The sequence below is a fragment of the Paracoccus simplex genome, assembly GCF_042648325.1.
Lineage (GTDB): Bacteria > Pseudomonadota > Alphaproteobacteria > Rhodobacterales > Rhodobacteraceae > Paracoccus > Paracoccus simplex.
Genome location: NZ_JBHRXE010000055.1, coordinates 14,739 through 40,481, shown reverse-complemented (window position 1 = coordinate 40,481; position 25,743 = coordinate 14,739). Strand labels below are relative to the sequence as shown.

The following is a 25,743-nucleotide window of genomic DNA, read 5'->3' as shown; positions in this document are numbered from 1 at the left end:
CAGCTTTTTCCCGCCCGGACCCGCCGCCCCGGCGACGGCCCGCCGGCGGCTGCGTCATTCCGCCGCTGCCAGCGTGGCGCGGATCGCCCGGGCCAGCCGGCGGCAGCCTTCCTCCAGCGCCTCGGGCGGGTTGAGGGTGAAGTTGATCCGCAGCGAGCGGCGGTCCTGGCCCTGGGGGTCGAAGACGCTCGAGGGCGAGATGCAGACGCCATGCGCCAGCCCCACCTGCAGCAGCCGGTCGGTATCCAGCCGCGGGTCGCGGGCCGTCGCCCAGACGAACATGCCGCCCGACGGCACCTGCCAGTCCAGATCGCCCGCCAGATGTTCGCGCATCGCCGCGCAAAGCGCGTCGCGGCGCGCGCGGTAAAGCGACAGGATCGCGGGCCGGATCCGCTCGGTCATGCCGCCTTCCAGCGCCCGCAGCGCCAGCATCTGTGACAGCCCGCTTGTGCACATGTCCGAGCCCTGCTTGGCGGTGGCCAGCGCCGCGATCATCGCGGGCGCCGCGACCACCCAGCCGATGCGCAGGCCGGGGGTCAGTTCCTTGGACAGCGAGCCCATGTAGACCACCGGCCCGGCATAGGGCCCGGGATGGCCGGCCGCCGAGAGGTCGAGCAGCCGGGGCAGCGGCGCCCCCTCGTAATAAAGCACGCCATAGGGGTCGTCCTCGATCAGCCAGGTGCCGGTTTCATGGGCGGCGGCGACCAGCGCCTGCCGCTCGGGCAGCGAGACCAGCCGGCCGCTGGGATTCGAGAAATTCGGCACGGTATAGGCGAACTGCGCGCCCTGCATCGCGGCGCGCGGGTCGTGGTCGTTGCGCTCGATCCGCATCGGGCGATAGCGCGGCACATGCGGCCGCCAGGCGTCCAGCGCCCCCAGATAGGCCGGGCTCTGCGCGGCGACCGTGCCGCCGGGCTGCAGCAGGACCTTGCCCACCAGCTCCAGCGCCTGCATCCCGCCGGTGGTGATCAGCACATTGTCGCGCGTCAGCCGCAAGTTCGCGGTCGAGCAGCGCGCCGCGATCAGGTCGCGCAGGGCCGGCAGGCCGGGGATCGGGCCATAGCCCAGGGCCTCGGCCGGGTGGCTGCGGATCACCGCGGCGGCCAGATCGGCCAGTTCCTCGACCGGCCAGAGCGAGGGTTCGGGCAGGCCGCCGCCCAGGTTGATCAGATCCGGGATCTGCCCGGCGGCCAGAAAGACCGAGGTCACGTCATTGGTCTGCGCGAGCCATGGCGCAAAGCCGCGGCGGCTGGCGGCCTGCGGCTGGGCCGGGGCGATGGGGGCGTCGGGCGCGGCGGCATGGGGGACAGGGGTATGGGGGGCAGGGGCATGTGCGGGCATGGCATCCTCGTGATCCTCGGCAGAGGATAACCGCGCCGACGGCGGATGTCCCTGCAAAGAGTCGCGAGATACTTCCACTTTGCGCTGCAATTCCCTATGAATTGCCATTATCATGGCGGGATTCACCATGACCGAGCTTGACGCGATCGACCATCGCATCCTGACCCATCTGCGGGCCGAGGGGCGGATCTCGATCCTCGACCTGGCCGAGCGGGTCGGCCTGTCGCCCACCCCCTGCGGCCGACGGGTCAGGCGGCTGGAGGAGGCGGGCGTCATCAAGGGCTATGCCGCGCGGATCGACCCGCAGGCGCTGGGGCTGGCCATCAGCGTGCTGATCGCCGTCCGGCTGGCCCGGACCGGGCCCGAGGACAATGCCGGCTTCCTGGCCGCGCTGCGCGACCGGCCCGAGGTGGCCGAGTGCTTCCTGGTGACCGGCAACAATATCGACTACATGCTGCGGGTGCAGGTCCGCGACATCGACGCGCTCGGTACCTTCATCCGCGACGTGCTGCAGCGCATCCCTGCGGTGGGCGAGACCTCGACCATGGTGATCCTGAAACAGGGGCTGGACTGAGGCGGCCCTGGCCGGCCCGGCTCGCTTGTATCCGCCGGCCATGTGTATCAGAACCGCGGCCAGTCGGGAGGATCGCGATGAACGCTTTGAAAAGGATCGGCATCGACACCTACATGCTGCTGCTGCTCGGCATGGTCCTGCTTGGCCTGCTGCTGCCGGCGCGCGGCATGGCGGCCGAGGCCCTGCGCATCGCGACCTTCTGGGCGGTGACGCTGCTGTTCTTCCTTTATGGCGCCAAGCTGGACCCGGCCTCGGTGCGGGCCGGGCTGCTGAACTGGCGGCTGCAGGGCCTGACCTTCGGCGCCACCTATGCGCTGTTCCCGCTGCTGGGCCTGCTCCTGGCCGCGGCTTTCGGCGGCGTGCTGGGACCGGAGCTGACCCTGGGGCTGCTGTTCCTGGCGGTGCTGCCCTCGACGGTGCAAAGCTCGATCGCCTTCACCTCGATGGCCGGGGGCAATGTGCCGGCGGCGATCTGCGCGGCCTCGCTGTCGAACATGGCCGGGGTGGTGCTGACGCCGCTGCTGGTGACGCGCATCCTGCATCAGGAAGGCGGCGGGGTCAGCCTGGACGCGGTCGAAAAGATCGCCCTCCAGATCCTTTTGCCCTTCGTGGCCGGCCAGTTGCTGCGGCCCTGGATCGGCGGCTTCGTCCAGCGCCACCGGCTGCTGACCATGGTGGTGGACCGCGGCTCGATCCTGCTGATCGTCTATTCGGCCTTCGGCGCGGGCACCGTGGCGGGCATCTGGTCCTCGATCCCGGCCCCAGGGCTGGTGCTGTGCTTCCTGGTGGTCAGCCTGTTCCTGGCGCTGGCCATGGCGATCATGCTGGGGGCGGGGCGGCTGTTCCGCCTGCCGCCCGAGGATCGGGCGGTGCTGTTCTTCTGCGGCTCGACCAAGAGCCTGGCCAGCGGCCTGCCCATCGCGACGGCGATCTTTCCGGCGGCGACCGTCGGCGTCACCGTGCTGCCGGTGATGATCTATCACATGATCCAGCTGCTGGTCTGCTCGGCCATCGCGCAAAGGCAGGCCCGCGCCCGGATGTGAGCGCGGGACCGGCCCCGCGGATCAGTGGCCCCCGGCCCGGATCAGCGGCACCTCGTTGCCCTCTGCGTCGAACAGCTTGCCGTCGGCATAGTAATCGCCATCGCGGAGCTGGGCGATATCCGCATAGCGGATCGTCCGTTCCGAGGCGGCGCCGAAGACCGAGGGCTGGTCGGAATTGCCGGCCGTCAGGTGGTTGAACAGCAGGTTCAGCGTGATTGCCATCAGCGCCGAGGAACTGATGCCGGAATGGAAGATGGTCTCGACCCAGGCCGGGAACTGGTCGTAGAAGCTGGGGATGACGATCGGGATGATGCCGAAGCCGATCGAGCTGGCGACGATGATCAGGTTCATGTTGTTGGCGTAATCCACCCGCGACAGGGTGCGGATGCCGCTGGCCGCGACCGTGCCGAACAGCACGATGCCGGCCCCGCCCAGCACCGGGCTGGGGATCGCCGCCACCACCCGGCCCATGACCGGCAGCAGCCCCAGCGCCACCAGGATCAGCCCGCCGGTCGCCACCACATAGCGGCTTTTGACCCCGGTGACCGCGACCAGGCCGACATTCTGGGCAAAGGCGCTTTGCGTGAACGAGCCGAAGAAGGGCGCGAGCATGCTCGACAGCATGTCGGCGCGCAGGCCGTCGCCCAGGCGCCGCGAATCCACCTTGGTCTCGACGATCTCGCCCACCGCGAAGATGTCGGCCGAGGTTTCGACCAGCGTCACCAGGATGACGATGAACATCGAGATGATCGCCGCGACCCCGAAGGTCGGATAGCCGAAATGGAAGATCTGCGGCAGGGCGAAGACCGGCCCCTCGGCCACGCGCGAGAAATCGGTCATGCCGAAGGCATAGGCGATGACGGTGCCGATCACCAGGGCCAGCAGGATCGACAGCCGCGAGATCGCCGCATTGCCCACCTTGCTGAGCAAAAGCACGATCAGCATGGTCACCCCGGCCAGCAGGATATTGGCCTGGCTGCCGTAATCGGCGGTGGCGCGGTTGCCGCCCATGGCCCAGGATCCCGCCACCGGCATCAGCGTCAGGCCGATGGTGGTGATGACGATGCCGGCCACCAGCGGCGGAAAGAAGCGCGTGATGCGCGAAAAGACCGGCGTGATCAGCAGTCCCAGAAACGACGCGGCGATCACCGCGCCGAAGATCGCCTGGATGCCGCCATTGCCCGAAATGGCGATCATCGTCGCCACCCCGGCGAAGGATACGCCCTGTACCAGCGGCAGCTGGCAGCCGAAGAAGGGCAGGCCGATGGTCTGCAGCAGCGTCGCCGCGCCGCCGGCGAACAGCGATGCGGTGATCAGCAGCCCGATCTCGGCCGGCGACAGCCCGGCGGCCTGGCCGACGATCAGGGGCACGGCGACGATGCCGCCATACATGGTCAGGATATGCTGGAAGCCATAGGCCAGATTGGCGAAAGGCCCCAGCTTCTCATCCTCGGGCCGGCTTGATTCGGTTGTCGGATATGTGGTTGACTCCACGGACATCTCCCCCTCTCTCCGCGCGCAGGCTCTCCTCCTGCGGGATCGGGCGGAACTTATCGGCAGAAACCGGGAGCAACTTTAACAGAAAGCTATAAGCTGAGTTGAGGATTGGTATAAAATACGCCGATCCTGCCGGTCTTGTGCCTTGGGCGATCATCGCGGCGGTGTCGGCGCGAGATCTGCAAGACGCCCCTAGTGCTTCAGGCTGCGTGCCAGCACGGCCTTGACCGCAGCGGGATCCATCGGCTCGCCCAGGAAATCGTGCATCGCGCGGATATGCTCGGGGTCCGAGACCAGTCTTTCGTAATCCAGCATCATCGTGCAATCGGGATGCTCGGCGATATAATCCGCGAACAGCCGCTCGGCCAGCCGCAGCTGGGAAAAGACCTGTTCCCGCGGCTGCTTGGCCCACCAGCTGGACCTGGCGACCGCCTCGTGGTTGCGGCGCTGGAACAGGAAACGCGTCTTGGGAAACGCCGCCCGCATGATGTCAAGATGGTGGCGAAAGAAGCTCGGATCTTCGTGGAATCGGATTTCCTTGAAGCCGCAGACCCGGCAATCCTTGGGCGGGCGCAGCATCTGGCGCACGAACAGATCCATCAGCGCCAGGCTGAACTGGTCGGGGTTCACCTTTTCCGCTCCGGCCCAGGGATCCCAGGGCTTGCCGAGGATCGGCTGCAGGTAAGGCCGCCGCTCGGCACGTGGCTTCCCGAGATCCTCGCGGCGCCAGCGGAACATCTCGTGCTCGCGCACCAGATGGATGGCCTTGGCGAAAAGATGCGTCAGATTCGCGTTCTCGCCGCGGATGGCATAGCCCGGAATCGCGTTCAGCAGGCTCTGGGTCAGGGTCGAGCCCGAACGGCCATAGGTCACGACGAAGACATAGCCGTCCCGAGGGGCGAAAAGATGGCGATAGGTTGGCATCCGGACCGGCCCTTCTCGGTTTGCGCCAGCCTTAACCCGGCATGGGGCAAGGGGTAAAGCCTGCCGCCGCCCTGTGTCGACCCGGCGGCTGTGGTTGCGCCCGACCGGGGCGGAGAACCCCGCGCGCGAATCGTCTTTTGCAGCCTTGCCGTGCAGCAGAGGAAATTTCTGCTTTAATCGCAGGTCGTTGCCTAAAATTTACTCTTCCAGGCGCTGATCCTACTAGCGCTACTACAACTTTGACGCTAGGACTGAACCTGTTCTTTTCGTCAGGTTAAAAGCCGGTATCGCACTGCCAAAAGGTGTTGGCCTTTGTCATGCCTCTGTCGCGAGTTGAAGAGTAAATAGCAACTGCAGCCCCCTGTCCGGGGGATCAGGTCAGCTCCGGTTTGGCTTTAAAAAAATAGAGTGCACCATGACCTCGTTCATCGTCGATGGACGCGTGCAGCAACTTGCGCGCGGACTTCTGCCCGAAAACGTTGAAATTGAAGCGCTGGGATTTGGGAAGGATGGGATCGGATCCGATTATCCCGTCGATCGCCCGTTTCTCGCCGCGATCGCCCTGGCCGGCCACGCCGAGGAGCTGCGTACGGCGCTGGCCGGCAGCCCGCATGCACGGCTGGCCCTGATCGAGCTGGATCCGCGCCATCCCGATGCCGGCCGCGCCGAGATGATCCGGCTGCTGCTGGGCGAGATCGCCGCCTCGCATCGCCAGATCGGCGAGGCGCGGGCGGTGGCGGCGCAGCTTCGCTCGGAAAGCATCGGCATCAAGACCCGATTGCGCGACATCGAGAACCTGCTTTACAGCCTTGGCAACCCGCAACTGTCGAACGCCCTCAGTTGGCAGCCCACGGGTGCGCTGCTGGCGCTGTCCAGCGGACAGACGGTGGTGCAGAACCTGCCGATCAACGCGGTCAGCCTGACGGCGATCGACCTGTGGTTCCCGCAGGTGGTGCTGCCGGTGATCGCCGGCCTGACCCTGGCGGTCGAGGATGCCGCCGGGCTGGCCTATCCGCTGCGGGCGGTCAGCCCGGACATGGGACTGGAAACCGGCTGGATGCGGTTCTGCCTGGCCGAACCGATCGCCGGAATCGGCCGGGATTGCCGGCTGAAGCTGACCTGGACGGGTCCGGGCAGCATCACGCTGGGCCTTGGCCAGCCGGTTCCCGACCCGCGCTTCCGCGCCACCCCGGACACCGGAACCGCCCCCGCCGAGACCCTGGCCATGCGGGCCTGGCAGTCCTTGGGCGGCGTCCGGCTGCCCGCCTGCACGCCGGCCCTGTCCAGCGGCAGCGCCGCCTCGATCCACGAGGCGGAGTTCATCGCGCCGTCCAGCCTGCCGAGCCCCGAGCTTTTCGCCCAGCCGCCCGTGGTGACCGACCATGTATCGACGGCCTTCTGGGAAAGGGAGGATGCCATTCTGGTGCATCCGTCGCGCAGCGGCCCGGCCTGCGCGATCATCCGCGGCGTCGATCTGGCCGGCCTGTCGCATGTCTCGGCCCTGGTCACCGTGGGTCATGTGCGTGCTCCCAGCCTGAATTTCGCGGTCGGCGTGGCGCCGCATGGGCTGGTGGACGAGGATGGATTCTGGCAGCGCCGCATCGGGCCGTGGATGACCGGCATGCCGGCGCAGGGCTGGGGACAGGTGCATTGCATTCCGGCGGAGCCGATTACCGGCAAGGCCGATATCCTGCTGGCTGCCTCGCTGGCGACCGATATGCCGAACGATCTGAGCTGGGGGCTGTTCCGGGGCTTCCGCTTCTCGCGCGGGGCGACAGCCGCCGCGGCCAACCGGCCGGACGTCGCACGAGGCTACGAGGTGTCGGCATGAGCCGGGGCCCGCGGGTGTTTTCCTCGGTCAGCGCCGCGGCGGCACAAGGCGGCAGCCGGTCGATCAGCGTCGTCATCCCCATCAAGGGGCACCCGGTTCTGCTGGACGATGCCATCGCCTCGGTGCAGCGCGAGATCGAGGCGGGCACGATCCAGCGCCTGATCGCGGTCAATGACGGTTGCAGCTATGCCGAGACGTCGGAAAGCCTGACGGCCTGGCAGACGCTTCTGGGCGACAGCATGCAGGTGCTGTCGTGCCGCAATGGCGGGCTGAGCGCGGCGCGCAATCGCGGCATCGACGCCGCGCTGAAGGCCGATCCGCAGCTCGAGGGCATCTTCCTGCTGGATGCCGACAATATTCTGGCGCCGGGCGCCGGCGCCACCATGCGCCGGCTGATCGAGACCCAACCGCAAGCCGACTGGTTCTATCCCGATTTCGACTTCTTCGGACAGGCCGGCCATTACATCACCGATCGCCGGCACGAGCTGTTGTTTCACGCCCAGATCAACATCTGCGAGGCCGGCAGCCTGATCCGCCGCCGGGTCTTCGAGGCCGGCATCCGTTTCGACGAGGGCATGAGGCGCGGCTACGAGGATTGGGACTTCTGGCTGTCGGCCGCCAAGGTCGGGTTCAGGGGGCAATCCGCCGCCCAGCCCCTGCTGCTTTATCGCAAGCGTCCCGTCAGCATGCTGAGCAATTCGCATGATGCCGATGCCGAGCTGCGCCGCTATCTGGAACAGAAGCACAACTGGCTTTTCAACACTCCGAAGCTGCTGGAACTCGAGGCGGCGCGCTTCCCGCGCTTCGCGGTCGTCGAGGGCCAGGGGAACACGGTCCGCGTGCAGACCGATCCCGGCCAGAGCCGCGAAATCACCTTGCAGGAGCTGGAGCGCCAGATCATGGCGCATTTCGCCGAGCCTTTCGCCAACCATGCCCCGGCCTATCTGGTGTTCCTGCGCGAGGGGGTCTCGGCGCGGTTGCTGGATCACCGGCTGCTGCACAGTTTCTTCTGGAATGCCGAGCGCCGCTGGGCCCGGGCCGAGGAGCGGCCGCAATTCGACCTGTTCTATCTGGATCCCTCGTCCAGCGGCCATCGGATCAGCAATGATTTCGACAATCCCGACCGGCTGGCGGACGGGGTGGTGATCGACCTGACGGCGGTGCATGACCTGGTCATGGGCTTGGACGAGGATGCGCTGCGCTGCATCGACCAGCTGCCCTCGCGGTTCCGGGTGCGGAGCTGGGCGATGGCGCTGGAGCGCATGACCCGGCTGGACCAGAAATCCGCCAGCGGGCTGGAGCTGCTGCGCAGCTTCATCCTGCAGCTGAGCCGCAGCCGCTTCCGCGCCGCCCTGGGGCAGCGCTGGGAATGGCGGGAACAGGGCGGCGCGGTGGACCGCGGCATGGCCGTCCAGATCCCCCGCAAGATCTCGGGCGGGGGTGTGGTGTTTCCGCTGCTGAAGCAGCCGGGCAAGCGCGACCTTGCCTTCGTCCTGCCGATCTTCGATTTCGGCGGCGTCGAGAAGGTCGTGGCCTCGATGGCGCGCGAGCTGGCGCAGAACGGCTTCCGCTGTCACCTGGTCGCGGTCAGCGACCGGCCGATCCATCCCGACAGCTGGGCGCTGCAGGCTTTCGCCACGGTGAACTGGATGCCCGATCCCAGCGCCATCGACTGGACCGGGACCGAGTTCCTGGGCACCGCCGAGCCGAGCTGGGGCAACTGGCACGAAAAAGCCGACCTGATGGGGCTGCTGTCCTCGATGGATGTGGTGATCAACGCCCATTCCGGCGCGCTGCACAAGGTGGCCGACCACCTGCGCCGGCGCGGCATCACCATGATCGACCACGAGCACCTGCTGGAGCGCAGCGCCTATGGCCGCAGCTATGGCCCGCCCAAGCTGGCCCTTGCCTATGAATACGCCTATGACCTGGTCCTGACCTGTTCCGAGGCGCTGCGGGTCTGGATGCACGGTCACGGCATCCCGCGCGAGAAGCTGATGGCGGTGGTGAACGCGCCGGGCTATCCGCTCTCTGCCGGGGCCGCCCGCAAGGTGATGGACGAGCGCGCGCGGCGCGATCCCGCCGCGCCGCTGCGGGTGCTGTTCATGGGCCGGCTGGACCCGCAGAAGGGCGTTCACCGCCTGGCGGCGATCTATCATGCCCTGGCGCTGCGCGCGCCGCAGATCAGCCTGACCATTGCCGGCGGCTCGGTCGTCGACACCGCCGAGGCCGATTTCTCGTTCCCGCGCCGCACCCGGATGCTGGGTCCGGTGCGCGGCCCCGAGGCGCTGACCCGCTTGCTGGCCGACACGGACGTGATGATCCTGCCCTCGCATTACGAGGGCCTGCCGCTTTCCGTGCTCGAGGCGCAGCGCTGCGGCGTGGTGGTGCTGGCCACCAATGTCGGCGCCATGGACGAGGCGATCCAGCACGGCAGCACGGGCTTTATTCTGCCCGAGGCCGGTTGCGAGGACAGTTTCGTCACCATGATCGCCGCCCTGGACAAGGACCGGGCGCTTTTGACGCGGATCTCGGAGAATGCCGCCCGCATGGCCCGCGACTGGTCGCTGACCGTCGCGCCCCTGCTGGCATGGCTGAAGCGGCGGGAGGGGGAGCCGGCCGCCGAGGGTAGGGGGAAGAGACAGTTTGATGTGTTCAGGAGCAAGATGTGACGACTCTCTATGAAGCAGCGATGCGCAATTTCTGCGCGGCGGCAGATATTCTGGAAGCATTGCAATCGACCCGGCTGGATCTGGTGGGCGAGGCGCGGAACGGGCTGATCGGTCGTCCCCGCCTGGCCTTGGGCGGCGGATACAACGACGTGACCTCGTTCTTCGGGGCGTGCCTGCCGGTCAGCGGCCGCGCCGAATTGCTGGCGGCCGAGAACGGCTCCGGCGTTGAACTGCGCTGCAGCAGCGCTGACTGGCTGACGCTGGAGGGCACGCTTGCCGGCGAGGTCATCACCGATTCCTGCTATGTCGAGATGCAGCTTTCCGCGGATCGGCCCGTCATCGCCGATGTCTTCTTGCGGGAGTTCCTGGACGGCGGCGCCGTGCGGGATACCGGCCACCGGGAATGCCATCTTTCCGTCGGCGGCGTCGCGGTCTGCAAGCTGGCGCTGCCGGAGCTTGCCGAGGACGTGACCGCCCGGCGGGTGATCATCCACCTGCGCCATCCGGCGGCCCGGTTGATCATCGACCGCCTTGCCATCACCCTGACCTGACCGTGCCCATGCCGATGGCGACGAAGCTCCTCTGCCTGCCGAAAGACTGCCAGCCATGCAGATGAATCTGGATTTCTGCTTCCTGGACGATGCCGGCATCGTTGCGGTCGCGGGCTGGACCACCCAGCCGCGACCGGAACTGCGCCTGCATGTCGATGACGCCGTGCTGTCCCCTGTCGCGGTGACGCGCCATGTGCGCCGTGACCTGCGCAGCAACGAGCCCATGGGGGTGATCGCGCTTTTCGATCTGTCCGCCCTGGGCGGAGATGCCGCGCACGCGACGATCCATCTGGGTGAAGGCAACGAGTTCAACGAGATCCGCGACCAGCGCCTGGTCGAGGATGCGCGGCGGCTGGTCGAGATCGGGGTGGACGAGGTGTTCTTCGCGCTGCTGCGGCTGATCGCCCAGCGGCGGCTGATCCTGTCGGATGAGCGGGTCGGACGCGAGATCTGCGCGCGCCTGCGCATGGCGCCCTCGGCCGCGTCCGAAACCGAAAATCACGTCCTGGCCGTCGACCGCTGCCAGATGACCGCCGCCGGACAGGGCGCGGTCATCGGCTGGTACATGCCGGCCCAGACCAGGACCGAGCCGCTTTGCGCCCTGGCGGTCGGCGACGAGACGGTCGTTCCCGTCGACCTGCTTCCCGCCAGCATGGCACGGGCCGATCTGGCGGGCTATGCGTCGCGCTATCGTTTCACCGGCCATGACGGCTATTGCGGCGGCTGGCGTCTGCCCGGCGCCTCGTCGAACCCGGCACGCCTGCTGCTGATGATCCCGGGCGAGGACTTCCTGCCCGGCGTCATGGTCCCGGTCGAACCCGTCGCGGCGGCCGACCTGGCCCAGCATGTCACCGTGGCGGCCCTTGGCCTCGACGACATCGCGGATCGCAGCCGGCTTCGCCGCGCAATGCTGCCGGGCGTGCTGCCCACGCCCCGCGTGTCCGAGCCCGCCGGGAAAGGGCGGGATGGCGACGATATCCTGCTGATCCTCGACCACGATCTGGCCGACAGCGACCTGCGCGATGTCCTGCGTCGCATCGGCCCCCATCTTCCTGATCGCCTGCGGCTGCAGCTTTTGCGTCCGCGGCTGACGCCCGTATTGCAGAATGCCATTGATGGCGCCGCGCGCGAGATCGGGGCCGGGCTGCTGCTGCAGGACGTATCGCTGCGCATCGCCCGGCCCGAGGCGATGCCCGAATGGGTGGTCTTCGCGCGCAGTTCGACATTGTTCCAGTTCGCCGCCGATCCGGCCTTTGCCGATTTCCGCGATCCGCGCGTCACCATGCTGGACCCGATCGGTACGGTGATGGCCGCCCCCGCCGCGCAGGCCGCGCGTCTTGCCCGCGATCTGTTGCCCTTCGTGCTGTCGATGCCGGCCGCGCCCTTCTTTGCGCTGCTGGATCAGCTCCCCGGCTGCTTCCTGACTGAAGAGGCGCGGGTCCGGCTGCTGGCCGAGGCGCTGATCCGGCAGGGCGCCGCCATGGCGGGCCGGACCGACATGCATCGTTATTTCGAGGGCAAGTCCGGCCCGCATTGCCAAAGCCTCGCCGACGGCCGCGACTGGCATTCCTTCGATGCCGAGAGCCGCCAAATGGTCGAGGAGGCCTACGCATGAGCCGCACGGTCATCGTATCCCATTCGCATCCGAACCTGCGCTACGGCGGCGGCGAGGTGGCGGCCTATCGCCAGTTCCAGCACCTGCTTTCGCTGGGCGAGGACGTGTTCTTCATCGGCTCGACCATCGGCCCCGAGGACAGCGCCCGGTATTTCGGCCCCAGCCAGCAGGTCATCAGCTTCGGCCCGCGCGACTTCTGCCTGCGCGGCCGCGGCATGGATGCCTTTACCATGGAACATGCCGAGATCCGGGACGAGGACTGGATCTTCGAGTTCCTGCTGGCCCTGCAGGGCGATGTCTATCACTTCCACCATTTCTGGAACATCGGCGCCGGCACCATCCGCCGGCTGCGCGCCGCTCTGCCGCAGGCGAAATTCATCTGCACCCTGCACGAATTAACGGCAATCTGCGCCAATCACGGCCAGATGGTGAAACGCTCGGGCGAGCTTTGCCATGCCGCCAGCGAAGTCGCCTGCGCCGCCTGCATCGCGCGGCCGCCGATCGATTTCGTGCTGCGCCAGACTCGGATGCGCGAGCTGCTCGACCTGTTCGACCACCTGCTTTCGCCCAGCGAGTTCCTGCGCCGGCGCTTCGAGGACTGGGGCTTGCCCCCGGGCCGGATCGCGGTGATCGAGAACGGCCTGGCCTATCCGACCGGTTTCCGGCCCGAGACAGAGGCCGAGCTTCTGACCAAGTCCGGCCGCTTCGCCTTTTTCGGACAGGCCACGCCGACCAAGGGCCTTGATGTGCTGATCCGCGCCGCTTCGCTGATCGAGGCGCGCAAGGAGGCGTTCGACATGCCGCTCAGCCTCGAGATCCACGGTGTGGACAAGGAGGGCTTTGCCCGCATCTGGCCCGATCTGGAGGTCCCCGACTGTGTCCATTTCCGCGGCAGCTATCGCCCGCAGGACTGCGTGGAGATCATGCGGGGCTATGGCTGGATCATCATCCCGTCGATCTGGTGGGAGAATTCGCCGGTGGTGATTCAGGAAGCCCGCGCTGCCGGCACCCCGATGATCGCGTCGGATATCGGCGGCATGGCCGAAAAGACCGAGGGCTGGGGCGTGCAGTTCCGCGCCGGCGATCCCGTGGCATTGGCCGATGCGATCCTGTCGGTGCATGGTCGGCCGGATATGCTTCTTGCTTACAAGTCGCGTGTTCTACCACCGCTTGGACTTGAGGGGTATGTGGAGGCATGGTTGGAAGTAAGTGCCAAAAACCCGGGGCTTTCCCGTTCTCGGCCGGAAGTCAAGGCAAGGTCAGGATGAGCCGCCAAATGGTAGGTGCTTCACTTCTTCTTTTTTGTTCTAGCCAAGAAACATCATCCCCTCATGCGACACGATTGAAACGATATGAGTCCTATGAAATCAGCCGCATTGATACGCTGCAACTCTGTGACAGAGACCGAACTTGCACTAAAGAAGTCCCTTAAGGGTTACTTTGGTGAAAATGTTTTCTTTATTGTAGAGAGCCTTGTCAACAATGCTCGTGTGGCAGAGGCTGCCAGCAATGTCATTCTTTTGGATTCCGCGCTTCTGAATGATCTTTCTCTTCCCAGCTTTCCAAAAGTAGGCTGGCGATGCGGGGACTATTTCTTGTATGCTGCGGCGCAAAGAATGTCGCAAGAATATGAGTACTTCTGGCTGATTGAGAACGATGTGATGTTCACGTTCAGCAATATATCGGATTTTTTTGCTCCCTTTGAGTCTTGCGGCGCTGACTTCATTGCTCCTACCTTTGGAAGGCGCGGAAAGCAATGGTATTGGTATAGTTCAATGGAAGGCTTTGTGGGGTCGGGACAGGTAAGGGGTTGTCTTTTCCCTATCACCCGGACCTCCCGGCGGGCGGTGGAGTATCTGTTCATCAAGAGAAAAAGCAATTTTTCCGAAAATTTCGAGGAAAGAGGCATTATCTCACGGGATATCGATAAAATTCCGAACGACGAAGCGTTCGTATCCAGTGTTCTTTCTGAGGGAGGGTTTAGGTGCCGTGCAATGGAAGGAGTGGCGCCTGCGGGATCACTCAATGGAGAGACGTTCCATTCGGAGTTTCCCGTTATGCCAGAGGAAGCGTTTCTGGATAGTCGCAAGGACAGGGTTCTGCACCCGGTCAGGGATAAGCACGGGGCTGCATGGAAGTTTGATAAGATGCGCAGAAAACACGCGCGCCTTTATCAGAGCAAGAAAGAATTCATAATTGAGAGCTTTGGTGAAAATGCTTGGCGAGACTGGAGCGGAGAAGCTTCAGAGGAGTTTGCTGTCGGCTATGGTGCTATGAGGAGTGAGCAAGCAATGAAGCCTCCGGTATTCATCCATATCGGTTTTCACAAGACTGGCACCACGTACATCCAAGCACTTCTAAAAAGAAATGAAACCACTCTTGCCGATTATCTCATAGTTAATCAGAGGAGTGACAATAGTAAACCTCTTCGGAGTGCCTGTCAGGATTTTTTCTCGAAGCGGAAGGGTGACGATGAGGCTTTGGCCGCTATACGGCATCAGTTTCAAGAAATAGACAGCATTGCGTCAGAGAAATCTATCATAATATCCGACGAGGAAATGTTCGGGTTTATTCCAGGGCGTCATGGTTATTATAAACTGTATGACCGCGCGGAATCCGTCATGAGTGTCGCGATGCAGGCTTTTCCGAACAGGACGGTTAAATTCTTCGCTTATACTCGTCCCCGCATGAAGTGGCTGGAGAGTGTTTATGCCGAGGCTGTCAAGAATCATCATCTCGACATAGATTACAGCCAGTTTCTTCTGAAGCTGGATTTTGATGAAAATCTTGATCAGCTTAGCGCTCGGATCGTTGATGAGCTTGGAGATGAAACATTTCAATACGTCGACATGGCGGCGGACCGTTCGACCGATTTTGGACTCGGGGATTCTTTCTTCAACTGGGTGGGGCTGTCAGAAGACGTGAAATTCAACCTTGTGAAGCCAGAGAGGGCCAATGAGGCAGTCCCAAGAGATATACAGGATGCATTCCTTATACTGAACAGGGCTAAACTCCCCGGCCCGCAACTCATGGATATAAAGAACCGTATTATAGCGGCGTTGAGGTCGTAGCCGGGCGGGCCCCACATGCATGCATCACACCGCTTACGCCCTCGGCTCTGAACAGACCTGTATGGCGCGCTTGCTTCGTGGCGCGCCACGGGGGACCAGTCCCGGCTGGCCCGCCTTTCTCACCCGCGTTGCAGGTCGCGCTTGCCTTCCCGGAAAATCTGACCCACCGTCGCCCGGACTGTCCCGGCGGCGCCCTGGCCGCATGACCTCAACGCGTTGCTCGCTCATGCCAAGATTCACTGCCTCGGCCCATTCCTTCCCGAGCGTCGCATGAGCGGCGCGCTTTCCGGCCTGCGCATTGTCGAGATCGCAGGCCTTGGCCCGACGCCCTTCTCGGCCATGTGGCTCGCCGACCACGGCGCGCGGGTGCTGCGCATTACCCGCCCCGGCGCCCGGCATATCTTCGGACTCGAGCGCGACGTGCTGGACCGCGGCCGCGACTGGCTGGAACTGGACGTGAAATCGCCCGCAGGGCGCGACCTGGCCCGCGACCTGATCCAGCGCGCCGATGCGCTCATCGAGGGGATGCGGCCGGGGGTGATGGAGCGGCTGGGTCTCGGACCGCAGGATTTTCCCGACAACCCGCGGCTGGTCTATGGCCGCATGACCGGCTGGGGGCAGGGCGGGCCGCTGGCGCATTCCGCCGGCCATGACCTGACCTATATCGCCATCACCGGGGCGCTGCATGCCATCGGCCCGGCCACGCATCCGGTGCCGCCGCTGAATCTGGTGGGCGACTTTGCCGCCGGCTCGATGTATCTGGTCGCCGGCATGCTGGCGGCGATTCTCGCGGCACGCGAGACCGGGCAGGGGCAAGTAGTGGATGCGGCGATCTCGGACGGGGTGGCGCATCTGATGGCGATGATCTCGGGGATGCGGGCGGCCGGCATCTGGCAGGATGCGCGGCAGGCGAACCTGCTGGACGGCGGCGCGCCCTATTACGCCTGCTATCCTTGTGCCTGCGGCGGCTTCCTGGCGGTTGCCGCCATCGAGCCGCAATTCTGGGCCGAGCTGATCCGGCGCCTGGGCCTTTCTGCGGCCGATCTGCCCGACCGCGCCGATCCGGCGAACTGGCCGGTGCTGCGGGCGCGGCTGGCGGAACGCATCGCCACCCGCAGCCGCGACGACTGGGCGGCGGCGCTGGAGGGCACGGATGCCTGCGCCGCGCCTGTGCTGGCGATCGACGAGGCGCCGCGGCATCCGCACAACCGCGCCCGGGCGGTGTTCTCGGGCTCCGAGCCGCGGCCGGCGCCGCTTCTGTCGCACACGCCGGGCCGGTTGGGGCCGGGGCGCCAGCTCTCCGAGGAGGAGGCGCGGGATCTGTGGCGCTGAGGCGGCATTCCTGTTGACTTGACCGGCCGAATCCGCGATATACCCGCGACCGGCCGGGCACATGTCCGTTGCCGGCATGTTATTTTGAACCTCACCCACAAGGGTGCGCTGTCCGAAGGCGGGGGCCGACCCCATCAACATCCGCGATGCGGGGCCGAAGGACGCGGCAGAACAAGGAAAGACGGAATGTTCGCAGTTCTGAAGACGGGCGGCAAGCAGTACCGGGTCCAGGCCGGTGACGTGCTGCGCGTCGAAAAGCTGAACGCCGAAGCTGGCGACAAGGTCCAGTTCAACGACGTGCTGATGATCGGCGCCACCGTGGGCGCGCCGCTGGTCGCCGGCGCCGCGGTGCAGGCCGAAGTCATCGACACCATCAAGGCCGACAAGGTCATCACCTATGTCAAGCGCCGCCGGAAGCATTCCTCGCAGCGCACCCGCGGCCATCGTCAGCAGCTGACCCTGGTCCGCATCACCGACCTGCTTGAAAACGGTGGCGACAAGACCGATGTGAAACCGGCCGTCGGTGCCCGCACCAAGCTCGCGGCAGCAGCGCAACCGGCGGAAGCCAAGAAGTCGAAAGCCGAAGCCTCGGCCGCAGACGCCAACTGAGACAGAAGGAGACTGAGCCATGGCACATAAGAAAGCAGGCGGTTCGTCCCGCAACGGCCGCGATTCGGCCGGCCGTCGTCTCGGCGTGAAACTCTATGGCGGCCAGCAGGCCGTCGCCGGCAACATCATCGTGCGCCAGCGCGGCACCACCTGGTGGCCGGGCCAGAACGTCGGCATGGGCCGCGACCATACGCTGTTCGCCCTGACCGACGGCCAGGTGACCTTCCGCAAGGGCCTCAAGGGCCGCACCTACATTGCCGTGCTGCCCGCCAATCTCGAGGCCGCCGAGTAAGCCGATTTTAACACTCGGGTGCTAAAAATGGGGGATCGGCGCAGGCCGGTCCCCTTCGCGTTTCCGCAGAGCGCACCCATATGATTTCGAGTGAATTGGGGGAGAACAGTGACATGAACGAATTGATTGCCTCGGATGCGCGGCAGGTCGAGATCGTGACGGAGCGTTTCGTGCTGCGCCCGCTTCGGGCGTCTGATGCGGGGCTCATCGCGCATTACACCGCCGATCGCCGCGTGGCCGAGGGAACCCGTTCGATCCCGCACCCCTTGCCGCCCGGCGCGGCCGAATCCTATGTCCGCCGTGCCATGGCGGAGGATCGCGACGAGGATGTCTGGGCCATCGACGGTTCGGCCAACAAGCTCGCGGAATTGCTGGGGGTGGTCTCTCTGACCCGCATCGACCAGGAACAGTCCGAACTGGGCTTCTGGATTGGCGCGGGTTTCTGGAACACCGGGTTCGCCACCGAGGCGGTCTCGGCCCTGGTCGAGGCGAACCCGCATCGCTCGCGCACGCTGTTTGCCGAGGCGTTCCAGGACAATCCCGGCTCGGCCCGGGTGCTGACCAATTGCGGCTTCGAGTATCTGGGCGATGCCGAAAGCTGGTCGGTGGCGCGCGACGCCCGCGTGCCGACCTGGACCTACCTGCGCAAGATGGGCTGAGCGGTTCGGCTGTCCTGTTCGCAAGGGCTCGCATCCTGCATGCGGGCCCTTGCTGTTTGGAACCGTGGGCTTTCCCGATAAAGCAGGGGCGGTGCTGGAAGCCCCTCGGCGATGTCTGTCCGCGCGTCAGGTCGATCCGTTTATCGCAGCGGTGCGCCCGGAAGGATCGGTCCTGTTAACCTTCGGCGGCATTGAAGCGGCCCATCCGGGACGGGGGTTGTCCTGCGGAACGCGTCGGCTGCGGCAGCTATGGTCTGACATGTGCTGATTTCCAAGCCCGAGGGACTAGGGCATGAAGAAGCACAGAATCAAAGGGCATGGAATGCCGGCTCGGCACGCGCATCGAGAGACGGCGGCTCGGTCCTTCAGCGCCGCCCGAGATGGATCCTGCCGCTTGGGACGCCGTGCACTCGGACTCGTTTTCTCCTCGCGCTGGTTGCCGGCGCTATCGACCGGCAGGCGGAGCGCCTTTTAACAGGCAGCTGAAAAAGGATTTCGAGTCTGTTCTGCGGAGGCAATGGTTCTTCGATTTGTTGCAACTCGTCCAGACGTTCATATTTTTTGAGTCATTTCGGGGCGAGTGTCCCGGATCCCAGAGCCGGGTCGAGACACTCGGGCACTTTTCAGCAGCCTACTAAAGCCGCGGGAGGGGAGAGCGGCGATCCCCGGGTTCATCCATGGAACGAACCGGATCGTCAGCGAGTCTCCGCGCTTGAGCGCTCCTTCGCAGGCTGGCCGGTGGCCACGAGTGTCGGTCTGCGCATAGAGCCCAGAGTATCCGTCAGCCCGGCGTTGCAGGGCCGCAGCCCCCCAAACGCCCGCCATCGGCCGGCCACTGCCATCAGCCCCAAACCTCCACAAACTCGCGCCATTCGCCCTTGCTCATGCCGCTGTTTTCCTGCGTGACGGTGTCGCCGGCCAGCCGGCGCTTCAGCGCCTCGACGCCCTTGGCGGAAAGCTGCACCCCGCCCAGGCGGTAATCCTCGAAGGCGGCATAGGCAAAGGGCACCCAGTCTCGGACGATGCCGCAGATGGTTTCGGCATAGGCGCGGATCTCGTATTGCGCATGGGCGTCAGCGCGCAGGCGCAGGAAGTGGAACAGGTTGTGCAGGTCCACCTTCCAGTACCATTGCGTATAGACATTTGCCGGCAGGTTCATGCGGGCCAGTTCGCGGGCCAGCCCTTGCTGGCCTTCCTGGCTCAGCATCTGCTCGTAATGGTCATAGCTGCGCATTGCATCCTCGCGCAGCAGGTCGAGGACGCGCGCCGCCTCGTCGCCTTCCAGCACCTGGCCGCGGCCCTGGTTGTTCACGGTCGATTGCGCAGCCAGGTGTTCGGGCGCCGGGATGTAGAATTCGCGGTCCAGGATTGAATAGCGCGCTGAATATTCGTTCACGTTGGCGGTGCGGTGGCGGATCCATTGCCGGGCGACGAAGACCGGCAGCTTGACGTGGAACTTGACCTCGCACATCTCGAAGGGGGTCGAATGCCAGTGCCGCATCAGATAGCGGATCAGCCCCTCGTCGTTCTGCACCGATTTGGTGCCGCGACCATAGCTGACCCGCGCGGCCTGGGTGATCGCGCCGTCGTCGCCCATGTAGTCGATGACCCGCACCAACCCGTGGTCCAGCACCTGATGCGCCTGGTAGAGATGGCCCTCCATTCCCGCGGAGACGGCGCGCAGGGTGGGGCGCGGGGTGGCGCGCAACTCGTCGATCTCGGCCTGTTGTTCGGCGGTCAGGGGCATGGCGGAATCCTTCGTGCTGTTGGGCATATCTTGTGGCACCGAAGGGTGATTCAATCAACTGGCAGTATGGGCGCCGCGGGTGCAGCCAATCGTCCCACGTTGCGGTCCGGCCGCCGCCATGCCAGTCTGGCGGCACCGAACGGGAAAGGGATGACGATGAAGGTCCGCTATCTGCATACCATGGTCCGCGTGCTCGATCTCGAGAAGACGATGGCGTTCTTCCGTCTGCTCGGGCTCGAGGAGACGCGGCGAATCGACAACGACAAGGGGCGCTTCACCCTGGTCTTCATGGCACCGCCCGGCCAGCCGGAATGCCCGGTCGAGCTGACCTGGAACTGGGACGGGGACGAGGGCCTGCCCTCGGACAGCCGGCATTTCGGCCATCTCGCCTATCGGGTCGAGAACATCTACGAGATGTGCCGGCGGCTGATGGAGGCCGGCGTGACCATCAACCGGCCGCCGCGCGACGGCCACATGGCCTTCGTGCGCAGTCCCGACAACATCTCGATCGAACTGCTGCAGGAGGGCGAGCACCTGCCGCCCGAGGAGCCCTGGGCCAGCATGGAGAATACCGGGCACTGGTAAGCGCCAGCGGGCGGGGCGAGCCGGGATGCGCGGCGTTTCGCCCTTCAACGGCGCCCGCGCCGCCTGAAAACCGCCCCGCCCGCGGCTTTCGGGCGCACCCGGCGGCGGGCGGCGTGCCCGGCGGACCAGGACGGGACGACCCGGCGATGCTTCCCGCCGCCGCGTTCGGAGATGCGTTCGGAGGCGGCGCGGTTCAGTAGATATACCGGATCTGTTCCGCCCAGAACCGTTCCACCCGCCGCCATTGCAGATTCACCGTCTCGATCGGCGGGTCGTCCAGCACGCCGGACAGGTCCAGCCCTTCGGCATGGCGCATGAACAGCCGCGCCACGCTGTCGCGCACCTCCTGCCCGGTCGGGGTCAGCCGCACCCGGACCGAGCGGCGGTCCATCTCGCAGCGTTCGTGATGGAGATAGCCCAGCTCGACCAGTTTCTTGAGATTGTAGGACACGTTCGAGCCCTGATACATGCCGCGCGTCCGCAACTCTCCCGCCGTCACCTCGGATGTGCCGAGATTGTAGATCAGCAGCGCCTGCACGGGCGTCAGGTCGGAGCGGCCCAGCCGCTCGAACTCGTCCTTGACCAGATCCTGCAAAAGCCGGTGCAGGCGTTCAAGCATCTGCAGGCTTTCCAGATAAGCCTCGGCCCGGCTGGTCCGCGGCATGGGCCGCAGGGCGGGCACCGTTTGGGCAGAGCTGCGCTGTTGCATGGGCGGGTTCCGTTGATGGCCTCGTTTCGGCCACCATGGCGCATATTTCCCAATCTTCGGTTAACCCGCGCCCGGATGGCTAAAATTGCGGCTATTTCCGCGCCAGCCTGGCATGGGCGAAGCCGGCGATGCGGTCCAGCATCGGCAAGATCGGCGCGGGTCCGGGGCGGGCATCGCCCAGCCGCGCGGTGATCCAAGGATAAAGGTCCTGGTCGTTCTCGGCCAGCACCGCCTCGTAAAGGTCCAGTTCTTCGGCGCCCAGCCCGGCCAGTTCGCTGTCGGCGAAGGGGCCCAGGATCAGGTCCATCTCCTTGGTGCCGCGCCGCCAGCTGCGCATCCGCAGCCGTTTCAGCCTTGCCTCATGCTCGTCCATATCCGTCCCCGGCTTGCCTGTCCGCGGGGGGGCGCCTATGACGGGGCGACCCAGCCGCAGGATGAATTCGATGAGCTTTTTGTCCCAGACGCTCGCCCGCGTCAAACCCTCGCCCACCATCGCCATCACCGGCCGCGCCCGCGAACTGGCCGCCGAGGGCCGGGACATCATCAGCCTGTCCGCCGGCGAGCCGGATTTCGACACCCCTGCGCATATCCGCGAGGCCGCCAAGGCCGCCATCGACGCCGGCCATACCCGCTATACGGCGGTGGACGGCATCCCCGAGCTGAAGCGCGCCATCTGCGACAAGTTCGCGCGGGAAAACGGCCTGGACTATGCGCCCGGGCAGGTGACGGTGGGCACCGGCGGCAAGCAGATCCTTTACAACGCGCTGATGGCGACGCTGAACCCGGGCGACGAGGTGATCGTGCCGGCGCCCTATTGGGTCAGCTACCCGGACATGGTGCTGCTGGCCGGCGGCACGCCGGTGGTGATCGAGGGCGCCATGCAGAACGGCTATCGCATCACCCCCGAACAGCTGGAGGCGGCGATCACGCCGCGGACGAAATGGCTGATCCTGAACTCGCCCTCGAACCCGACCGGCGCCGGCTATGCCGAGGAGCACATGCGCGCCCTGACCAAGGTGCTGCTGCGCCATCCCCATGTCTGGGTGCTGGCCGACGACATCTATGAGCATCTGGTCTTCGACGACTTCCGCTTCGTCACCCCGACGCAGGTCGAGCCGGCACTGACGGCCCGCACACTGACCATGAATGGCGTGTCGAAAGCCTATGCCATGACCGGCTGGCGCATCGGCTATGGCGCCGGGCCCGAGGAGCTGATCCGCGCCATGGCCAAGCTGCAATCGCAATCGACCTCGAATCCCTGCTCGATCAGCCAGTATGCCGCGCTGGCGGCGCTGCAGGGGCCGCAGGATTACATCGCGGAAAGCCGCGCCGTGTTCCAGCGCCGCCGCGACCTGGTGGTCGCGGGGCTGAACGCCTGTCCCGGCATCGACTGCCCGGTGCCGCAGGGCGCCTTCTACGTCTATCCCTCGATCGCGGCGCTGATCGGCAAGACCTCGGCCGGCGGCACGCTGATCGCCGACGACGAGGCCTTCGCCACCGCGCTGCTGGACGAGACCGGCGTGGCGGTGGTCTTTGGCGCGGCCTTCGGGCTTTCGCCGCATTTCCGCATTTCTTACGCCACATCGGATGCGGTGCTGGCGGATGCCTGCGCGCGGATCAGGGGGTTCTGCGAAGGGCTGCGCTGAACATGGATAGAGGCGGGCTTTGGACCCGCCTCGTCCATGTCTCGGATGGATTCGAACCCGACCTCCAGTTTGTGTTGCGACTTGCGACGCATCACGCCCGTTCGGCTGCCGTCAACGATCCCTGATCAGTCCTTGACCCGATCAGGATAGCACCGCCTCCCGCCCCGCCAAAGCGGAATCGCCTAGATCACGTCGACCGCCTGCGCGGTGACATAGGCGCGCCGCGTGCGCAGGGCGGCATTGTCGCGCAGCCGCCAGACGCCGCGCACGATGTCGGCAAGGCCGGGGATCACGGCGATGCCGGTATCCATGCCGGTGACGTGGTTCTCGCAGATGGTCAGCAGCTGCCCGCGCCAGCCGAACTGGCAGATGCCGAAATGCGGCGCAGGCGCCTCGACCGGGAACAGGCCCTCGGCCATCGCGACGCTGTTCTGCCCGACCGAGGCCCGCGCGACATGGCCCAAGAACAGCCCATGCGCCGGCGTGGCGCTGGAGAGCGGGTTCAGCGTGATCGTGTTGCCGCTGACAACGGCATGGGCGATGCGGTTCGCCGGCGGGCGGCTGCGCCAGATCGGCTCGCGCGGATCCCCGCGCCCCGAGGCGGCGATGCGGATGCCGTCATTGGCGGCCTCGATCCGGTTGCCGGTGATGCGTGCCTCCTCCACGGTATCGCCGCCGATGACGATGCCCTGGGCCAGGAAAGGCGTCTGCGCCAGGCGGAAATGCTTGTCGGGCAACAGGTTCACCGTCCTGCCGGCGATCACGGCCCGGCCGCCGTGACCGGCGGCCTCGCTGAGCAGGTTGCGCAGGTGACGGCGCATCTCGCGCGGATCGACGATGCGGCTTTTGCTGTTCGCCGCCAGGGCACGGGCCAGCGCCGGGCCGAAGCCCGGCAGCATGCGCAGGGCGACGCCCCCCCGATACATCGGAATCTCGATGGCTTGGCCGTCGAAGTAGAACCTTTCTTCGTCGATTTCGTCGAGCTGATCAGGCGGCTCGTCGGAGAACGGATTGCGCGCGCGCCGGACTGTCAAAGCAGGCCAGCTGCTATCGCGTGCCGTACTGAAGCGCAGCAGGCCGCGCCCGATCAGGGCACGCTGGCGGGCGTCCGCGGCGATGCGCAGCGCCGGGAGCCCGGGGCTGGCAGCGGCAGGCCGGATCAGGTTGTCCTCGACGATGATGCGGCTGGCGCCCACCACCTGGACGCCGATCTGGGCCTGGCCGGGTTTCAGCACGCAGTCGCGGATGCGAAGCTCTTGCCGGCGGCCCAGCCGGCCGATGCTGGCGATGCAGGCCGAGGCGCGGTCAAGGCCCGAGCGGCAGCCCGCCCGCACCCGTTCCACCGTGACGTCGCCGCAGCCCAGCATGGTCAGCGCGCCGTGGCGGCCGCTGCCATTGCCATTCGGCCCGCCGTTCACCGACAGATCCGCGACCCGCACCGAGGCGCAGCCCTCGAACAGCAATGCCGCCTCGCCCTCGGCGACCGAGACCACGGTCTGCGGCCCGGTGCCCTGCACGATCACATGGCCCAGCCGGGTCAGGGGCAGCGTCTGCTGCAGCTGGAAATTCCCGCCGGCCAGGCACAGCCGGATGCTCTGGCCGGGGCGCAGCGCCTCGACGGCGGCGCGCAGCTCGTCGCGGTTGCGCACCAGCGCCGTGCAAAGTCCCTGGCCCGAGCGGCCGGCCAGCGCCTCGATCGCCTCTTGCACGGTCTCGGCGCCCAGCCCGGTGGCGCTGTCGTCATAGCCGACATCCTCGGCCTGCAGACAGGTCAGCGCCGGGAAGGTGGCGCGCAGGTCGGTGATCTGCGCGATGCCGTCGCCCGCGCGCCGCGCCAGCGCCAGCGGCACCCGCCGCACGCCCCAGGTCATCGGCGGCACCGCCGCGTCCGCGGCGCCGGGACAGGGCGGCCAGCGCGCCTCGCCGGTGGCGGCGCGGGCCTCGAACATCCAAGCGTCGCCCGCGACATAGCTGCCGTCGGTGAAGGCGACCTGCACGCCGCGCTCCAGCAGGGTCGGCGCGGCCGTCAGCGGCAGGCCGAGCGCCGAGGCGCCGCCATGGTCCCAGCGCCGGACGCGCGGGTTCACCATCTGGTCGAAATTGCCGATGCCGGGCGAGAAGGTCGCCACGCCCTCGGTCAGGGTCATGCGGGTGAAGGTGCCGGGCCGGCCAAGCGCGGCGTCGCGGTCGTCAAGCACCTCGACCCAGCCGCCTGAAGGGAAACCCAGCGCCTCGTCCTCGCGCGCGCCCAGCAGGATGAACGCGCCGCCCTCGTCGCGGCCGAGCCGCGCGGCGACCGAGCCGTTCTCGCGCGACCAGACGAAGCGCGCCTGCGCCCGCGTGCCGCCCCGGACGATCTGGACGCGATAAAGCTGGTTCTCCTGGCTCAGATAGCCGGCATCGGGCGGGATCAGGCAGTCGCTGTCGTCGGGCAGGTCGGCGGCGGGGGCGGTGCCGGCACTCATCCGGCCGGTGCCGGGGCGCCAGTCCGGAAAGTCCGGCGCATGGCCGCAGCCGGCGCGGGCGACGATCTCGGTGCGCTCGGCATCGGTCAGCGTCACCGGGCGGATGGCGACGCGCCAATGCGCGCGCTCGCGCACCGCCGTATCGATGCCCGACAGCGCCGGATCGGCCAGCAGCCCGTCCTGCAGCGCCGAGACCTCGTCCTTGCGCAGCTCCAGATGGATCAGCATCTCGGCGCCGTCCTGCACGATCTCGGTCAGCGGTTCCAGGTTCAGCCCGCCGCCCTGGTCGGCATAGGAGATCGGCGCCGGGTTCTCGACCCGGACGCCATCCACCCAATAGCTGCCGGCGCCGATGCCGAAGCCCCCCGCGCCGGCGGTGATGGCGAAGCCCGGCGCGGTCTTGGGCGTGCCGCCCGGCCCGATGACGCGGGCAAGCGCGCTTTCCATGCGCTCGGTCTGGATGGCCGTATTCTCGTTCCAGTCCGAGTCGGTGTAAAGCCGGCCCTGCTGCATCAGCACGCCCGAATAGCCGCGATGCTTCGCGTTCAGGCCGCGCCAGCGTGAAAAATCCCCGGTCATG

General features: G+C 66.4%; 22 protein-coding genes. 14 read left to right on the top strand and 8 right to left on the bottom strand.

The genetic code is table 11. From position 1 onward, the window contains the following. Nucleotides 1-54: 54 nt before the first annotated feature. Nucleotides 55-1,341, bottom strand: a complete 1,287-nt coding sequence (locus ACFOMP_RS17655) for an aminotransferase-like domain-containing protein (protein WP_379032975.1) — start codon at nucleotides 1,339-1,341, stop codon at nucleotides 55-57. 127 nt (nucleotides 1,342-1,468) lie between these two features. On the opposite strand from ACFOMP_RS17655, the gene ACFOMP_RS17650 reads away from it, so the two are divergent. Further along, nucleotides 1,469-1,915, top strand: coding sequence for an Lrp/AsnC family transcriptional regulator (locus tag ACFOMP_RS17650; protein WP_289895582.1), 447 nt, complete (start codon nucleotides 1,469-1,471; stop codon nucleotides 1,913-1,915). A 77-nt stretch (nucleotides 1,916-1,992) separates the two neighbouring features. Next, nucleotides 1,993-2,958: a bile acid:sodium symporter family protein gene (locus ACFOMP_RS17645; RefSeq protein WP_289895581.1), complete on the top strand. Its 966-nt coding sequence runs from the start codon at nucleotides 1,993-1,995 to the stop codon at nucleotides 2,956-2,958. Nucleotides 2,959-2,979: 21 nt separating this feature from the next. On the opposite strand, the gene ACFOMP_RS17640 is transcribed toward ACFOMP_RS17645, so the two are convergent. From ACFOMP_RS17640 to ACFOMP_RS17630, 3 genes are all read right to left on the bottom strand, one after another. Next, nucleotides 2,980-4,452: a nucleobase:cation symporter-2 family protein gene (locus ACFOMP_RS17640; RefSeq protein WP_379032970.1), complete on the bottom strand. Its 1,473-nt coding sequence runs from the start codon at nucleotides 4,450-4,452 to the stop codon at nucleotides 2,980-2,982. A gap of 195 nt (nucleotides 4,453-4,647) precedes the next feature. Next, on the bottom strand, nucleotides 4,648-5,379 hold the full coding sequence (locus ACFOMP_RS17635) for a sulfotransferase (RefSeq protein ID WP_379032967.1): 732 nt from the start codon (nucleotides 5,377-5,379) through the stop codon (nucleotides 4,648-4,650). Between the two features lie 373 nt (nucleotides 5,380-5,752). Further along, nucleotides 5,753-6,088 carry a hypothetical protein gene (locus ACFOMP_RS17630; protein ID WP_379032964.1) on the bottom strand — a complete coding sequence of 112 codons (336 nt, stop codon included), beginning with the start codon at nucleotides 6,086-6,088 and terminating at the stop codon, nucleotides 5,753-5,755. On the opposite strand from ACFOMP_RS17630, the gene ACFOMP_RS17625 reads away from it, so the two are divergent. The 10 genes from ACFOMP_RS17625 (at nucleotide 6,050) to ACFOMP_RS17580 (ending at nucleotide 18,011) form a co-directional block, all read left to right on the top strand. Beyond that, nucleotides 6,050-7,210 carry a DUF6212 domain-containing protein gene (locus ACFOMP_RS17625; RefSeq protein WP_379032961.1) on the top strand — a complete coding sequence of 387 codons (1,161 nt, stop codon included), beginning with the start codon at nucleotides 6,050-6,052 and terminating at the stop codon, nucleotides 7,208-7,210. The two genes, ACFOMP_RS17630 and ACFOMP_RS17625, sit on opposite strands and share 39 nt — an antisense overlap. After that, nucleotides 7,207-9,882, top strand: a complete 2,676-nt coding sequence (locus ACFOMP_RS17620; RefSeq protein ID WP_379032958.1) for a glycosyltransferase — start codon at nucleotides 7,207-7,209, stop codon at nucleotides 9,880-9,882. Before ACFOMP_RS17625 ends, ACFOMP_RS17620 begins: the two co-directional genes overlap by 4 nt. After that, nucleotides 9,879-10,433 carry a hypothetical protein gene (locus tag ACFOMP_RS17615; protein ID WP_379032955.1) on the top strand — a complete coding sequence of 185 codons (555 nt, stop codon included), beginning with the start codon at nucleotides 9,879-9,881 and terminating at the stop codon, nucleotides 10,431-10,433. Before ACFOMP_RS17620 ends, ACFOMP_RS17615 begins: the two co-directional genes overlap by 4 nt. A 55-nt stretch (nucleotides 10,434-10,488) precedes the next feature. Continuing rightward, the gene (locus tag ACFOMP_RS17610) at nucleotides 10,489-12,048 is read left to right on the top strand and encodes a hypothetical protein (RefSeq protein ID WP_379032952.1); all 1,560 of its coding nucleotides are present in this window, start codon (nucleotides 10,489-10,491) and stop codon (nucleotides 12,046-12,048) included. Further along, complete coding sequence (locus tag ACFOMP_RS17605; protein WP_379032949.1) at nucleotides 12,045-13,316, top strand: glycosyltransferase; 1,272 nt, start codon at nucleotides 12,045-12,047, stop codon at nucleotides 13,314-13,316. The genes ACFOMP_RS17610 and ACFOMP_RS17605 overlap by 4 nt, the downstream gene beginning before the upstream one ends. A 93-nt stretch (nucleotides 13,317-13,409) precedes the next feature. Next, nucleotides 13,410-15,119: a hypothetical protein gene (locus ACFOMP_RS17600; RefSeq protein ID WP_379032946.1), complete on the top strand. Its 1,710-nt coding sequence runs from the start codon at nucleotides 13,410-13,412 to the stop codon at nucleotides 15,117-15,119. A 270-nt stretch (nucleotides 15,120-15,389) separates the two neighbouring features. Continuing rightward, entirely contained in the window at nucleotides 15,390-16,451 is a 1,062-nt protein-coding gene (locus ACFOMP_RS17595; protein ID WP_379032943.1) for a CaiB/BaiF CoA transferase family protein, read from the top strand. A 186-nt stretch (nucleotides 16,452-16,637) separates the two neighbouring features. Then, nucleotides 16,638-17,060, top strand: coding sequence for a 50S ribosomal protein L21 (rplU, locus tag ACFOMP_RS17590; RefSeq protein ID WP_354670365.1), 423 nt, complete (start codon nucleotides 16,638-16,640; stop codon nucleotides 17,058-17,060). Between the two features lie 19 nt (nucleotides 17,061-17,079). Continuing rightward, on the top strand, nucleotides 17,080-17,352 hold the full coding sequence (gene rpmA / locus ACFOMP_RS17585) for a 50S ribosomal protein L27 (RefSeq protein WP_019352767.1): 273 nt from the start codon (nucleotides 17,080-17,082) through the stop codon (nucleotides 17,350-17,352). A 113-nt stretch (nucleotides 17,353-17,465) separates the two neighbouring features. Then, the gene (locus tag ACFOMP_RS17580) at nucleotides 17,466-18,011 is read left to right on the top strand and encodes a GNAT family N-acetyltransferase (RefSeq protein WP_019352766.1); all 546 of its coding nucleotides are present in this window, start codon (nucleotides 17,466-17,468) and stop codon (nucleotides 18,009-18,011) included. An 841-nt stretch (nucleotides 18,012-18,852) separates the two neighbouring features. Here the strand turns inward: ACFOMP_RS17580 and thyX are convergent. Next, the gene (gene thyX / locus ACFOMP_RS17575) at nucleotides 18,853-19,758 is read right to left on the bottom strand and encodes an FAD-dependent thymidylate synthase (RefSeq protein ID WP_379032938.1); all 906 of its coding nucleotides are present in this window, start codon (nucleotides 19,756-19,758) and stop codon (nucleotides 18,853-18,855) included. Nucleotides 19,759-19,914: 156 nt separating this feature from the next. On the opposite strand from thyX, the gene ACFOMP_RS17570 reads away from it, so the two are divergent. After that, on the top strand, nucleotides 19,915-20,343 hold the full coding sequence (locus tag ACFOMP_RS17570; protein WP_289895960.1) for a VOC family protein: 429 nt from the start codon (nucleotides 19,915-19,917) through the stop codon (nucleotides 20,341-20,343). Nucleotides 20,344-20,536: 193 nt separating this feature from the next. Here ACFOMP_RS17570 and ACFOMP_RS17565 read toward each other — a convergent pair whose 3' ends face one another. Both ACFOMP_RS17565 and ACFOMP_RS17560 read right to left on the bottom strand, forming a co-directional pair. Further along, entirely contained in the window at nucleotides 20,537-21,052 is a 516-nt protein-coding gene (locus ACFOMP_RS17565; protein ID WP_379032935.1) for a MarR family winged helix-turn-helix transcriptional regulator, read from the bottom strand. Nucleotides 21,053-21,143: 91 nt separating this feature from the next. After that, the gene (locus tag ACFOMP_RS17560) at nucleotides 21,144-21,425 is read right to left on the bottom strand and encodes an FAD assembly factor SdhE (RefSeq protein WP_379032932.1); all 282 of its coding nucleotides are present in this window, start codon (nucleotides 21,423-21,425) and stop codon (nucleotides 21,144-21,146) included. Nucleotides 21,426-21,495: 70 nt separating this feature from the next. Here ACFOMP_RS17560 and ACFOMP_RS17555 point away from each other — a divergent pair, with 70 nt between their 5' ends. Continuing rightward, nucleotides 21,496-22,698 (top strand): pyridoxal phosphate-dependent aminotransferase, encoded by a 1,203-nt coding sequence (locus ACFOMP_RS17555; RefSeq protein ID WP_289895564.1) that lies wholly within the window; start codon nucleotides 21,496-21,498, stop codon nucleotides 22,696-22,698. A gap of 182 nt (nucleotides 22,699-22,880) precedes the next feature. On the opposite strand, the gene ACFOMP_RS17550 is transcribed toward ACFOMP_RS17555, so the two are convergent. Continuing rightward, complete coding sequence (locus ACFOMP_RS17550) at nucleotides 22,881-25,742, bottom strand: DUF6519 domain-containing protein (protein WP_379032929.1); 2,862 nt, start codon at nucleotides 25,740-25,742, stop codon at nucleotides 22,881-22,883. Nucleotide 25,743: the final 1 nt, after the last annotated feature.